Below are 13,600 nucleotides of genomic sequence, written 5' to 3'. Positions count from 1 at the left end.
GGATCGACATACCGGAACGCTGATCCAGGTCGGCGGCGCCGGTGCCCGGTTGTGGACGCCGCCGCGGTGGACCGCGCGCGCCGGCTGAGCTGCCAGGTCCCGCAGGGTGCCGAGCGGGAGAACATCCGCGAGTCCACACCGGAAGGGCTCGACACCGCCTCTCGCAAGGGCGGGCACGGCGGCCGACCGCCGGTCGTCACCGACGACATGCCGCACACCGTGCTGCGGCGCCGCGCGAACGGCGAGTCCGTCGAGCAGATCCGGCCCGACCTGATCATCCCCACCGGCAAGCGCAAGGGGCACAACCCCTCGGTGGCCGGCATCCACCGGGCACTGGCCGAGTACGCCAAACGCGAGGCGTCCCCCGAAGCTGCCGAGAAGGCCCCGCCGACTTCGCCGCCCTCCAAGCCGGCGAAGTCCCCGACCCCGCCTGCTACTTGTCACTTCGCCGTAGCTTCGGGAGAACCGGGCCTCTACCTCTGCCCCGACGACTGCGAGCCCGACCGGGGCCAACCCTGCGAACGCCTCGACCTCACCGTCGATCTCAGCGGCAAACGCCAAGGATTCGGGTCGCACCCGACGGTCCGAGACCCCCGCCCCACTCCTCCGAGGTGACTGCGCGATATTCCTTTGTCTCAGCGGGGAATGACAGCGATTTCAGGGCCGGTCGCGCCCAGGAATACGACACCGAGCAATACGTGATCTCCACCGGTATAACGACCGGCCACGGGAGTCGGTCCCGTCACGGACCGACTCCCTGCCAGAGTGGTGGGCCGACTTGGACCTCTGGGCACGTGCCAGTCGACAGACGGCCGGCCCCAGGCTGCAGGTCATTGTCGACCGTCGGTTGGGGTGCGTTGTCGTACGGTGATCGCCATGACGGGAGTCACGGGGTTGCTGGTGGATGGACGCTACCGACTGCTCGAAGCAGTCGGAGCGGGCGCGATGGGCCGGGTCTGGCGCGGTCGCGACGAGCGCCTCGACCGCGAAGTCGCGGTAAAGGAAGTCCTGTTGTCGGACGACCTGCCGAGCACGGCGCGCGAGCGGCAGATCGCCCGGACCATGCGCGAGGCACAGGCTGCGGCCCGACTGCGTCACCCCGGCATCGTCACCGTCCACGACGTGACGCTGCACGAGGGGGTGCCGTGGATCGTCATGGAGTTACTGCCCGGGCCATCCCTCGCCGCACTCATCGCCCACGAGGGCCGGCTCGATCGGGGGCGGGTCGCCGCGTTCGGCGCGGATGTCGCAGACGCGCTTGCGCACGCGCACGCCGCCGGGATCGTCCACCGAGATCTCAAGCCCGACAACGTCCTGATGGACGGGGACCGCGCCGTCATCACGGACTTCGGCATAGCCCGGATCCTCGATGCCTCGGGTCCGTTGACCAGTGTCGGCGTCATCATGGGAACCCTGCAGTACATGGCCCCGGAACAATTGGCCGGCGACCCGGTGGAGGCGCCGGCCGACCTGTGGGCCCTCGGTGCGACGCTGTACGCCGCCGTGGAGGGACATCCGCCCTACCCCGGCCGGACATGGATCGAGATCAACGAGGCCCTCCGTACGAGTCCGCCGCCGTCGGCACCGCACGCGGGACCGTTGGGCGAACTCCTGGCCGCCCTGTTGGCCAAGCTTCCTTCCGCACGCCCGGACGCGGCGACCGCAGCCCGGCTCCTGCGCGCGACGCTCGCCCTACACGACACCGGCACCCAAGGACTCGACGCCACCGCCACGCGTACGCGCCGTCAACCCCCTCGTGAACCGAATGTGGAAGCTGCCCTGACAGTCGCATCCTGATCGCTGCAAGGGCAACGAGACGCGGAACGGTCGTACGGCGAAGGCACCGCGCGACCGATCGCCCTGGCCGCACATGACAACTCGAACAACGGGCCATGGCCCTTCTTGATCGGGAAGCGGCATGGCGTCTCCTCCGGGAGCGTCACGGACATGCGATCGGTGAGTGCTTCGCGGTGGCCAAGTGCCAGTATCGGAAGGCGTTTTCGACGCCACAGCCGCGCCAAAAGGTTGGCTGACACAAGGTCGGACATCCAGGCCATGCGACGCCGCGCGGCCCCGTGAACGAACCCGGCCCACGATGGACCGCAGGGCGGAGTCGGGCACCGCGGTCCTGTCCGCATCGCCGGGTACGGCGGGCGGGACGCAACGACACGCACCCACACCGGGGAGAGCCGGCGGAACGACGAACGGCGGGACTTCGGGGCGGTCGCCGACGAATCGACGGCGCGGCTGCACGCGCGGGCGTGGACGACGGGCCAGGGGCCGAAGGCGTCGTGCGACGCGTCGGAGGTCAAAGACCCGGTTCAGTCGATGACGTGCCGAGGGGCCCTCGAGGGTGTAGCGGCCGGGTCTTCCAGCCGGGATCGGTGGTCGCCAGGTGTTGGCGGGTGCCGGGGCCGAGGCAACGGGGATCGGTGCCCGTGACCCGGTCGCGGTAGACGTGAGCGCTTCGGCATCGACCCCGGTCACACCGTCGCGTACACCGCGCCGCGGCGGACGACTTCGGCGACCGCGACCGCGACCGCGCTTGCGGGATCGGCGGGGTGGGCGCCGCCGCCCCGGCTCCGCGAGCCAGGCCGTCGAGTGCCACCCGATCGCATCCGTGCCAGGCGGCAGGGGCGTGGACCACGGCTTCCGGGGTGGCCGGCTCGGAACGGGCGGTGTCCGTGGACGCCGCCTGGGTACATTGCCCTCCGGGGGTCGGTGCGGCCCCGGTAGGTGTGGCAACTGCCGCGCGCCGCACGGGCGTCGTGGACGGTTCGAGCCGCCGGCCGACCGGCCGCCGCGGGGGAGAGTGGGGGACATGCGTTTTCTGGAGCGGGAGCGGGCCGCCGCGGCGAAGTTGTTGCCGGGGCTGGACGAGAGTCTGCAGGCGGTGCCGGCGGGGGAGTTGGAGGATCCGGCGGGACCGGGTATCGGACTCTTTCGCGACGGCGGTGGCCCCGGGCTGGTGGTTCCGGCCTCCTACGGGGGGCGCGGGGCGAGCGCGGTGGAGGCGGTGCGGGTGCAGCGCGCGCTGGCCGGCAGGTCGCCGTCGCTGGCGGCGACCTGCGCCGTGCATCACTTCTCGGTGGCGGTCCTGCTCGGCCTGGCCGCCGTCGACGACGGGGGCGTGGAGTCGTATCTCGTCCAGGGTCTGGCCGGTGGCAACAGCCTCGTGGCGTGCGACTTCCCCTACGAGGGTCCCGACGGCGCAGTCCTGGCGCCGTCGATGACCGCCGAGGTGACACCGGACGGGGTACGAGTGACCGGTGCCACGTGCGTGGGCGCCCTGGCCCGGTCGATGGACATGCTCGTTGCCGGTGTCACGATCGAGCGCACCGACGGTGGGGGCCGGGAGTCGGCGGTGGTGCTGGTGCCCGCGGAGAGCGAGGGCGTGAACGTCGACGGGACGGACGGGGAGCGGGTCACCCTCGACGACGTCGTGGTGGCCCCGGAGTTCCTGGTGCGGGCCTCGGCCCTGGACAAACCCCTGGACTCCGTGTTGACGGCCGGCTTCGCCCTGTACCAGCTGCTGGCCACGGTCGCCCACGTCGGGGCCGTCGACGCGCTGGTCGAACGGGTGCTGCGCGACGGCGGGGTGCCCGAGTCCGAACGCATCGCCCTGCTGGTGGAAACGGAAGGCGCGATGTCCGCGGTGGAGGGTGTCGCCCTGCGGATCGACGGCGGCGACCCGGACGACGCGACACTCGCCCACGCGCTGTACGTGCGCTACGGCGTCCAGGACGCCCTGGCCCGGATCGTCCCGCGCGCGGTCGAACTTCTCGGCCGCCTCGACACCGCCGACGCCGACGAGGTCGCCCACCTCGCCGGTGTCGCCGACGCGCTCGCCCTGTGCGCGCCGACCCGATCCCGGATGACCGGCCCGTTGGCGGCGTACCTGCTCGACGCGCCCCTGACCCTCACCTGATCGCGAGCAGCCCCGGCCCGGGCCCCGACCGGCGGTCGCGCACCGCACCCGACGACGGACCGTGAACGCTGCCCGAGTCCGTCGCCACGCTCCGAGTCGTTGCGTGCGTCCCCGGCCGGCCGTCGATTCCCGGCGTTGCGTACCGCACGGACGCGGACCCGTGGCGCCCACGGATCGGCGACCGGGGCGGGACGCCGGCGGATCCATGTCACCCTCGCCGTGCACCGTTTGCCGTCGCGTGGGTAACCGCCTCCTGCTGCTCCCGCAAGCCCTGCAACCACACGAAGGGATTTGCTCGTGTACTTATCCGGCAGGCGGAGGACGACGGGCCTGTTCATCGCCCTGGCCCTGCTGACGGCCCTCCTCGTGGGGCCCTTCCCGACGCAACGGGCTTATGCGGACGACGGAACGACCAACATTCTCGATCACAAGTACGGTCTCTTCGTTCACTACGTGCCCGGCCTCACGGTGAATCCCGGCGGCGCGGTCGTCGCCGACCCCGACGCCCTGGCGAACGGCTTCGACGCGACCGGGTTCGCCGACGATCTGGCCGCCGCGAAGGTGCAGTACATCGTCTTCACCGCCTGGCACTCCCGAATGGTCGCCCTGTATCCGAGCCGGAAGATGCTGGACTGGGGCCTGCCCGACCACCGCGTCGACCGCGACCTCATCGCGGACATGATCACCGCGGTCAAGGCCAAGGGCATCCACGTCTACCTCTACACCCATCCGCGCGACGGCATGGAGTTCACCGCCGCGGACAGGCAGAGGACCGGCTGGGGCACCCAACCCCACCCGCCCGACCAGCCCTGGAACCCGGGAGCGGACTTCGACCGCCCCACCTGGAACGCGTTCGTCAACGATGTCTACCAGGAGCTGATGCAACGCTACGGCGCGCGCATCGACGGCCTGTACATGGACGAGGGAAGCCCCCAGGGCGACAGCCAGACCGTCATCGACTACCCCCGACTGCGCGCCACGATCAAGGCGGTCAATCCGCGCGCCGTCCTCATCCAGAATGACTACGGCAACCTGTACGGCCTGGACAAGGGCATGAAGGAGTACTTCGGCCAGGACGAGTTCGCGCAGTCCGACGGTGACCTGTGGCCCGGCCGCGCCGAGCCGGTGGCGGCGACCTTGCGTGGAACCGGGACCTCGTGGTGGGCGTCGGAGACCGGCGGCTCCGTGAAGTACGGGCCGCGGAGCCTGTTCCGCTACACCGTCCTGGAGGCTGCCACCAACACCGACGGCGGCAGCACGGCCTGGGCGGCCGGCCCCTACGCCGGCGGCGGCTGGGAACCCGGCGTCATGCCCGCACTCCGGCAAGTCGGTGCCTGGATCGACCCGATCAAGAAGTCCGTCCTCGGCACCCGACCCAGCACCTCCTACCCCACCAAACCCGGAACCCGCATCACCGACCTGCCCTGGGGTGTGGCCACCAGATCACCCGACGACCGCACCGAATACCTCCACGTCCTCAACCCGCCCGCCGGACGCACCCTCGTCCTCCCGCTGCCCCGCGACGGCAAGGTCTTTTCCGCGGCCTCCCTCGTCAAGGACGGCACACCGGTGGCGCTCGACCGGGACATCAACCGGGTGACCCTGACGATTCCGGGAACCTGGGATGCCAACGACACCGCGATCGAACTCACCGTCGCCGACCGCTCCGGACCCGTCGCCCTCTATCGCTGCTTCAACCCCGCCACCCAAGACCACCTGGTGACCACCGAATCCGGCTGCGAGGACCCCAGCCGCTACTCCCTGGAAGGCCCCCTCGGCTACGTCCACCGCAACCAGGCCGCAGGCACGGTTCCCCTCTACCGCTGCTTCAGCCCCGGCACCAACGATCACCTGGTGACCACCGAATCCGATTGCGAGGACCCCAGCCACTACTCCTTCGAGGGCCTCCTCGGCCACGTCTACCGCGACCGGGTCACGGGCATGGTTCCCCTCTACCGGTGCTTCAGCCCCGGCACCCGCCAACACCTGGTCACCACCGATCCAGGCTGCGAGGATCCGAGTCGCTACGTTCTGGAGGGCCCCCTCGGCCACGTCATCGACTGAACCGGGCGAACGGCGCCCAACCGGCACGGCAACGGGTCGGTTCGGCGATCCGGGCCCACGAATACCTCCCGGTTCGCCCGCTCGACCCCGGACACACCCGACCCCGCCGACTGCTCCCTGCCCACCCCGAACAGTCGGGGCCGGCGTCGGCGGCCCCGGACCGGGGCGACGTGAGGCGAACGGCGGAGCGTATTGCAGACCGCGTTCGTTCGCGGGATGCGAGCGCTTCGAGGACTTCTCGCGATGGTTCGTTGGTAGGGCGTCGGGAGGCGGGCCCTTCTCGTCGTAGCGTTGACCGGAACGGCGAGAGCCGCACACGCTGTTCGCGTGTACGGCTCGAGTCCTGCCCGCGCAGCCGGGGTTCCCGCACGGGCGGCTACGAACGCGTGGACCAACTCGACCGGAGTGGTGTCCTCGAAGGTCTGGACCCGGTCGTCGCCTCGGTGGTCGTCCGCGGTGATCTCCCCCAGCGGCCCCCGCCCGCCGGGGTGTTCGTGGATGCCGACCCGATGATGCGGTTGTTCACCGCGCCGAGGGGAGGGCGGATCACCACGGCAATCCTGCGGGACGCCACGCACTGGGACGAGGTTGTCGCCGCCCGGGGCTGCGAGTTCCTGGTACGGCACGGACTGTGGCACACCGGGCTGACCTGGATGGCCGACGCGGGCATCCCCGTGCACGTGCTGCAAAAGATCGCCGGGCATGGATCGTTGTCGACGACGCAGCGGTATCGGCACCCCGAACTCCGGCAGGTTGCCGACGCTTCGGAGGCGCTTCAGGTGCATCTGGACCCGGGCTGGTCCCCACATGGTCCCCAAGAGGTCTCGGGTGATGCGTCCAACCGGTGAGTGTTCAAACCTACAAGAGGCGCTGACCTGGGCTTTTGCTCTTGTCGGCGCCTCTTGAGCACTGTCGGGGTCAGGATTCGAATCTGCGCCCCCTCGACTCCAAGTCAAGGCATGCCCCATCGCGACCGGGCCCACCTGCTCCGTCGCAGGTGAGCGGCCTGTGCCCGCTCCGGGGCGGGTCCGCCGCAGCACTACCCGAGGTATGTTTCCGCGACTTTGATTCCAAGTCAAAGAATCATTGACTCGAAGTCAAAGTCATGTGACCGTGAAGTCCTCACACGGCGAACTCCGGGGAGCGCAACGATGGACAGTCCAGAGGTGGAAGTACTCGTGATCGGTGCCGGACCGGTCGGTCTCGCCACCGCCCTGCAACTGGGGCGGCTCGGGGTCACGACCCGGGTCGTCGAGCGCCGCGGGTCGACCTCGACGCACCCGAAGGCACACGTGGTCAACGCGCGGACGATGGAGCTCTTTCGCGACTGGGGCGTATCGGAGCGTGTGCGCGCCGCCGCGCTGCCGGTGGAGCGGGCCGTGGGCATCGGCTGGATGACGCGGATGGCCGGCCTCGAACTGGGCCGGATCATGGCGGACGAGCAGCCCGGCGAACCCGCGGGGGGCTCCGCCGACTCCAGCGAGCCGGCGCTCTCGTGTCCGCAGGACGACCTCGAACCGATCCTGCTCGCTGCCGTGCGCGAACTGGGGATCCGGGTGGACTTCGGCGTCGAGGCGATCGGCGTCGAACAGGACGAGACCGGCGTGGACGTGACGGTGCGCCGTCGACCGGGCACCGCCGAGCCGGCGCCCGAGCCCACACTCCGGCAGGCCCGCGGGGAAGCCGCCCGCGAGTCGGTGGAAACGCTCCGGGCCCGCTACGTGGTCGCCGCCGACGGCGCCCGCAGCCCCGTCCGCGAGCATCTGGGCATCCGCGCCGCCGCGCTCGCGCCGGCCGGCCACCTGATCAACGTCTACTTCCATGCCGACCTGACCGAGTTCGCCCGCGAACGGCCTTACCTGGTCTGGTGGATCCTCAACGGGGACACCCAGGGCGCCTTCATCACCCTGGACGGCATCGGCCGCTGGACCTACAACTTCGCCTTCGACCCCGAGCGGGAACACCGCGACACGTACACCCCCGAGCGCTGCGCGGAGATCGTGCGTCGCGCGGTCGGCGTGCCCGACCTGAAGGTCGACGTGCGCAGCACGCTGCCGTGGACGCTGGAGATCGCGATCGCCGAACGGTTCCGCGCGGGGCGGGTGTTCCTCGCGGGCGACGCGGCGCACCGGTTCCCGCCCACCGGCGGCTTCGGGATGAACACCGGTGTACAGGACGCGCACAACCTCGCCTGGAAACTCGCCGCGGTGCTGCGCGGACACGCCGGCGACGGCCTGTTGGACACCTACGAGGCGGAGCGGATGGAGGTCGCCGAGTTCAATGCCGCGCAGAGCATGCGCAACGCCGAGCGGATGGCGGCCACCGGCGCGATGTTCACCGACGCGGCGGCGCTGTCCGCCATCGAGGAGCCCGAAGGGCAGCCGGACGGCGACGCGTTGCGGGCTCGGCTGGCCGCCGGGATCCCCGCGCAACGGGAGCACTTCTTCTTCCGCGGGCAGGTGTTCGGCTACACCTACTCGTCGGCGGGCGTGGTCGCCGACGGCACGCTCGCGCGGCGCTCCACGATCACCGACTACGTCGCGAACGCCCGCCCCGGCGCGCTCGCGCCGCACACGTGGTTCCGCACCCCCGACGGCACGCGGTTGGCCTCGGTCGACCTGGTGCGGGGCGGATTCCTGTTGCTGGCGGGCCCGTTGGGGCAGGACTGGTTGGCCGCCGCCCGGCAGGCGGAGTCGTGCCTGGGCGTGGAGATCGCCGCCTACCGGGTGGGCCCCGGCGCCGAACTGGCGGACGAGGGCGGTGGTTGGCAGGAGTTGTACGGGGTCGGCCCCACCGGCTGCGTCCTGGTGCGCCCCGACGGCCACGTGGCCTTCCGGAGCGCGCACGCCGACCCCGGGACGCGGGCCGACCTCGTCTCGGTGCTCTCCCGAGTACTCGCGAAGAGCCCCCGGCCGAGCCGGGGTTGATGCTCCGCCGGCCGTTGGATCCCGCCGCGAACACGGCGGGTCCGCCCAGCTTTTCGTTCGATTTCGTCCGTTCTTCATTCGCACAGCAGGGAGTTCGATCGTGGCCGCCAACCAACGCCTCGCGCACGTGGTGCTGCAAACCAATCGCAAGGACGAGATGTGCGCGTGGTACTGCCGGGTTCTCGGCGCCCATGTCGTGCACCGCACCGACCAGGTGACGTTCCTGACCTTCGACGAGGAGCACCACCGGCTCGCGCTGATCGGCGCGCCGATCGAGCTCACCGAGCGCACCCCGCTGACCGTGGGCATGCAACACGCCGCCTACACGTTCGGTTCGCTCACCGATCTGCTGGACCGCTACGTGGAGTTGCGCGAGGCGGGCATCCGTCCGCACGTGTGCGTCGCGCACGGCCCCACGACCTCGCTGTACTACCGCGACCCGGACGGCAACCTGGTCGAGTTGCAGATCGACGTCTTCGCGACCACGGCGCAGGTGAACGAGTACCTGGCCGGGCCGGAGTTCACCGCCGATCCGATCGGACCGGCGTTCGACCCCGAGCGACTCCTGACGGACTACGCCGGCGGGACCCCCACCACGGTGCTCACCGGCCGCACCTGGGCGTTGGCCGGCCCCGAGATGAGCCACCCGCTGGCGGCGCTGGGCTCCGACCGCCCCGCCCACCCGGTGTCGGCCGACTGATGCGCCGGAACCACGGGTGCGGGCGGCGATTCGTCCGCGAGATTCGGGAAGGATCGAAGTGACGGCCACAGATGCGACGGCCACGGAAGCCACGGCCGCGGACGTGACGGCCGCGGAGCCGACGGCGACGGGACGGACGGCGACGGTCGTCCGCCGCGCCGGCCTGACGGGCCGTTACACCGAGCCCGAGGGGCAGGTGTTCCTCTCCGGCGTTCAGGCGCTCGTCCGGCTGATCCTGGACCAACGCCGAGCGGACCTGGGCCGCGCCGACGCCGTGCCGGGAGCCGGGCTGGGCGCGTTCGTGTCCGGATACCAGGGCTCCCCGCTGGGCACCGTCGACCTGGAATTCGACCGACAACGCGCGCTGGTCGCGGACCTGGGCGTGGTCTTCCGCCCCGCGGTCAACGAGGAGCTCGCCGCGACCGCGGTGGCCGGCAGCCAGTTGGCGGCGACGCTTCCCTCGCACACGGTCGAGGGTGTGTTGGGGGTCTGGTACGGCAAGTCGCCGGGGCTGGATCGAGCGTCCGACGCGATCCGGCACGGCAATCTGGTCGGCGCCGGGGCCGGCGGCGTACTCATGCTGGTCGGCGACGACCCGGCCGCCAAGTCCTCCACCGTCCCCGGGGCCTCCGAGGCGATGTTGGCCGCGCTGGGCGTGCCGGTCCTGCACCCGGGCAACGTGCAGGAGCTGATCGACCTCGGCCGGCACGCCATCGCGTGCTCGCGCGACTCGGGCCTGTGGACCGCGTTGAAGGTGGTCACCCGCGTCGCCGACGCCACCGCGACGGTGGCCGTGGGCACCGACCGTTTCCACCCGGAGCCGCCGGCGGGCAAGCCGCATCGACCCGACGCGCTGATGATCGGGCCCAGGCTCGTGGAACTGGAACGCGACCTGGTCGAGACCCGCCTCGAACGTGCCCGCGCCTACGGCCGACGCCACGGCCTGAGCCGCCTCACCCACCCGGCGCCGGACGCCAAGCTGGGCATCGTCACGGCCGGCACCGCCTACTACGACCTGATGCAGGCGATCGGGCATCTGGGCATCGACGAGGGGCTGGTGCGGATCCTCAAGGTCGAGCTGATCCACCCGTTCGACGAGGACGCGGTCCGCGACTTCGCCGCCGGCCTGGCCGAGGTGCTCGTCCTGGAGGAGAAGGGGCCGTTCCTGGAACGGTCGGTCAAGGAGGCGCTGTACGCGACGCCGACGCCGCCCCGGGTGACCGGCCGGCGCGACGAGCGCGGGGCGCCGCTGGTGCCCGGGGCCGGCGTGCTGGACGCGACCTCCGTCGGCCGGGTGGTCGCGGCCCGGCTGGCGGTGCACACCGACGTGCCGTTGCCGCATCCGCGCCTGGCACAGGCGGAGACGGTCCGGCGGCGCACCCTGCCGCTGATCGACCAACGCACGCCGTTCTTCTGCTCCGGCTGCCCGCACAACACCTCGACCAAGACCCCCGACGACGCACTGGTGGGCGCGGGCATCGGCTGCCACGGCATGGTCATGGTCAACCAGGCCGGCCACGGCGAGATCACCGGTGTCACCCAGATGGGCGGGGAGGGCGCGCAGTGGATCGGGATGGCCCCCTTCGTCAGCCGTCGGCACCTGATCCAAAACCTCGGCGACGGCACCTTCGCCCACTCCGGCTCGCTGGCCATCCGGGCCGCCGTCGCGGCGGGCGTCGACATCACCTACAAGCTCCTGTACAACGACGCCGTCGCGATGACCGGCGGGCAGAGCGCGCCGGGCAAGTTGTCCGTACCCGCGATCACCCGCCTGCTCGAAGCCGAGGGCGTACGGCGGATCGTGATCACCACCGAGGACACCAGGCGCTACCGCCGGGTACGCCTGGCCCGGATCGCGCGGGTGCGTCCGCGTGAGCAACTGGCCGACGTACAGCGCGAACTCGCCGAGATCCCCGGTGTGACCGTGCTCATCCACGACCAACTGTGCGCGATCGAGAAGCGCCGCAAGCGCAAGCGCGGCGAACTCCCGGACCCGGCCGAGCGGGTGCTCGTCAACGAGCGCATCTGTGAGGGCTGCGGCGACTGCGGCGACGTCTCGGGCTGCCTGTCGGTGGAGCCGGTGGACACGGAGTTCGGCCGCAAGACCCGGATCCACCAGTCGTCGTGCACCAAGGACTTCTCCTGCCTGCGGGGCGACTGCCCGTCCTTCCTGACGGTGACGCCGGGCCGAAACGCGGGCACGGCACCGGCCGAGCCGCAGCCGACGCGACCCGACGACGCGGACCTGCCGCTGCCGCGGTTTCGACTGCCCGCCGCCGACGTCCGGGTCCGGATGGTCGGCATCGGCGGCACCGGCGTGGTCACCGTCGCCCAGGTGCTCGGCGCCGCCGCGATCCTCGACGGCCTGCACACCGGCGGCCTCGACCAGACCGGGCTCAGCCAAAAGGCCGGACCGGTGGTGTCGGACCTGCGGATCGCCGCCGGCCCGGTGACCGAGTCGGCGACCGTGTCGATCGGCGCGGTCGACCTGCTGCTCGGGCTCGACCTGCTCGGCACCGCGTCCGCCGCGAACCTGGCCAACGCGAGCGCCGAACACACGATCGCCGTGGTCTGCGACAGCATCGTGCCCACCGGCCGGATGGCCGTGGACGTGAGCGCGCCGGCCCCCGATCCGGCGGCTGCCAGGGCCGTGGTCGACGCGTGCACGCGCCGCGCGGACAACCTCTACTGCGACGCCCGGGCGCTCGCCGAGCGGGTGTTCGGCGACCACATGCCGACCAACGTGATCATGCTGGGCGTCGCCTGGCAGCACGGCATGTTGCCGATCTCGCTGGACTCGATGCGGGAGGCGTTCCGGGTCAACGGCACCGCCGTCGAGCAGAACCTGGCCGCGTTCGCGTGGGGTCGCGCGGTGGTGGCCATGCCGGAGGTCGTGCGGCGGGCCCTGGATCCGGCCGATCCGGGCATGGTCCCGGATCCGGTCGTCGCGGCCATGATCGACCGAGTCGCCGCCGAGGGTGGCGAGCTGCGCCGGCTTCTGGAGATTCGAGTTCCGGAACTGATCGCCTATCAGGACGCCGGATACGCCCGTCGATACCTCGAATTCGTCGCGCACGCCCACGAGATCGAGTCGCGGCGCGTGCCCGGTTCCACCGCCGTCGGCGAAGCCGTGGCGCGGGGCCTGTTCAAGCTGATGGCCTACAAGGACGAGTACGAGGTCGCCCGGCTGCATCTGCGGATGATCGAGACGCTGCCCGCGGGCTCGCGCTTCGCCGTCCACCTGCACCCGCCGGTGTTGCGCGCGATGGGCATGCAACGCAAGATCAAGCTCGGCCCGTGGAGCACACCCCTGTTTCGAGTCCTGTACGGCGCACGGCGGTTGCGCGGCAGCAGGTTCGATCCGATGGGCCTCGGCCCGGTCCGGCGCACCGAGCGGGCGCTGATCGGCGAATACCTCGACCACGTCGAGGAAGGGCTGCGGGTGCTCACCCCGCGGTCGCGCGAACTGGTCGCCGAACTCTGCGATCTGCCCGACGTGGTGCGTGGTTACGAGCAGATCAAGCTCGCGGGCGTCGAACGCTTCCGGGACCGCGCTCGCGCGCTGCGCGAGCAACTGTCCGCAGGTGACGCGTGAGCGGCATCGATGGCCACGGAACCGCCCTGTTCGAGATCGACCATCGCGAGAACGAGACGAGGAAGACCATGTTGATGCACGTGGTGCTCGCCACCTGGAAGCCCGACGTGAGCGCGTCGGACATCGCCGGGATCCGGACCGCCCTCGAGCGGTTCGCCGAGGAGATTCCCGGGATCCGCGATGTTCGGGCGGGCGCCGACCTGGGACTGCGCGAGGACAACGCCGACTTCGCGATGACCGCGGTCTTCGCCGACGTCGATGCGCTGGACCGCTTCGTCGAACACCCGGCCCACGTCCGGGTGTCCGCGCGGCTGGCTCCGCTGGTGGCCTCGGTCCACCGGATCCAGTTTCCGCTCGCCGGCGCCGAACCCGTGGGTTGAGGAGGG

Annotated in this window: 8 protein-coding genes and 1 pseudogene; all 9 read left to right on the top strand. The window is 71.2% G+C overall.

The window, feature by feature from the left end; genetic code table 11:
• Window positions 1-615, top strand: a pseudogene (locus tag ABZ374_RS40750) (hypothetical protein); the annotation flags it as partial.
• 261 nt (window positions 616-876) lie between these two features.
• Window positions 877-1,797, top strand: coding sequence for a serine/threonine-protein kinase (locus ABZ374_RS40745; RefSeq protein WP_360322023.1), 921 nt, complete (start codon window positions 877-879; stop codon window positions 1,795-1,797).
• Window positions 1,798-2,821: 1,024 nt separating this feature from the next.
• Window positions 2,822-3,928 carry an acyl-CoA dehydrogenase gene (locus tag ABZ374_RS40740; protein ID WP_360322021.1) on the top strand — a complete coding sequence of 369 codons (1,107 nt, stop codon included), beginning with the start codon at window positions 2,822-2,824 and terminating at the stop codon, window positions 3,926-3,928.
• A 297-nt stretch (window positions 3,929-4,225) separates the two neighbouring features.
• A complete protein-coding gene (locus ABZ374_RS40735; protein ID WP_360322018.1) occupies window positions 4,226-5,992 on the top strand; it encodes an alpha-L-fucosidase in 1,767 nt (588 codons plus the stop codon).
• 386 nt (window positions 5,993-6,378) lie between these two features.
• Window positions 6,379-6,840 (top strand): tyrosine-type recombinase/integrase, encoded by a 462-nt coding sequence (locus ABZ374_RS40730; RefSeq protein WP_360322015.1) that lies wholly within the window; start codon window positions 6,379-6,381, stop codon window positions 6,838-6,840.
• Between the two features lie 303 nt (window positions 6,841-7,143).
• Window positions 7,144-8,919 carry an FAD-dependent monooxygenase gene (locus ABZ374_RS40725; protein WP_360322012.1) on the top strand — a complete coding sequence of 592 codons (1,776 nt, stop codon included), beginning with the start codon at window positions 7,144-7,146 and terminating at the stop codon, window positions 8,917-8,919.
• A 100-nt stretch (window positions 8,920-9,019) separates the two neighbouring features.
• Window positions 9,020-9,619, top strand: a complete 600-nt coding sequence (locus ABZ374_RS40720; protein WP_360322009.1) for a VOC family protein — start codon at window positions 9,020-9,022, stop codon at window positions 9,617-9,619.
• Between the two features lie 58 nt (window positions 9,620-9,677).
• Window positions 9,678-13,214, top strand: a complete 3,537-nt coding sequence (locus ABZ374_RS40715) for an indolepyruvate ferredoxin oxidoreductase family protein (protein WP_360322006.1) — start codon at window positions 9,678-9,680, stop codon at window positions 13,212-13,214.
• Window positions 13,211-13,594, top strand: a complete 384-nt coding sequence (locus tag ABZ374_RS40710) for a Dabb family protein (RefSeq protein WP_360322003.1) — start codon at window positions 13,211-13,213, stop codon at window positions 13,592-13,594. Before ABZ374_RS40715 ends, ABZ374_RS40710 begins: the two co-directional genes overlap by 4 nt.
• Window positions 13,595-13,600 lie beyond the last annotated feature (6 nt).

The organism is Embleya sp. NPDC005971 (assembly GCF_040629175.1).
Lineage (GTDB): Bacteria > Actinomycetota > Actinomycetes > Streptomycetales > Streptomycetaceae > Embleya.
The sequence above is the reverse complement of the archived record's forward strand: the minus strand, read 5'-3'. Positions and strand labels throughout refer to the sequence as shown.

Bases quoted from the DNA above. Each gene is read 5' to 3' on its own strand.
- ABZ374_RS40745 (WP_360322023.1), top strand. From the start codon at position 877: ATGACGGGAGTCACGGGGTTGCTGGTGGATGGACGCTACCGACTGCTC.
- ABZ374_RS40740 (WP_360322021.1), top strand. From the start codon at position 2,822: ATGCGTTTTCTGGAGCGGGAGCGGGCCGCCGCGGCGAAGTTGTTGCCG.
- ABZ374_RS40725 (WP_360322012.1), top strand. From the start codon at position 7,144: ATGGACAGTCCAGAGGTGGAAGTACTCGTGATCGGTGCCGGACCGGTC.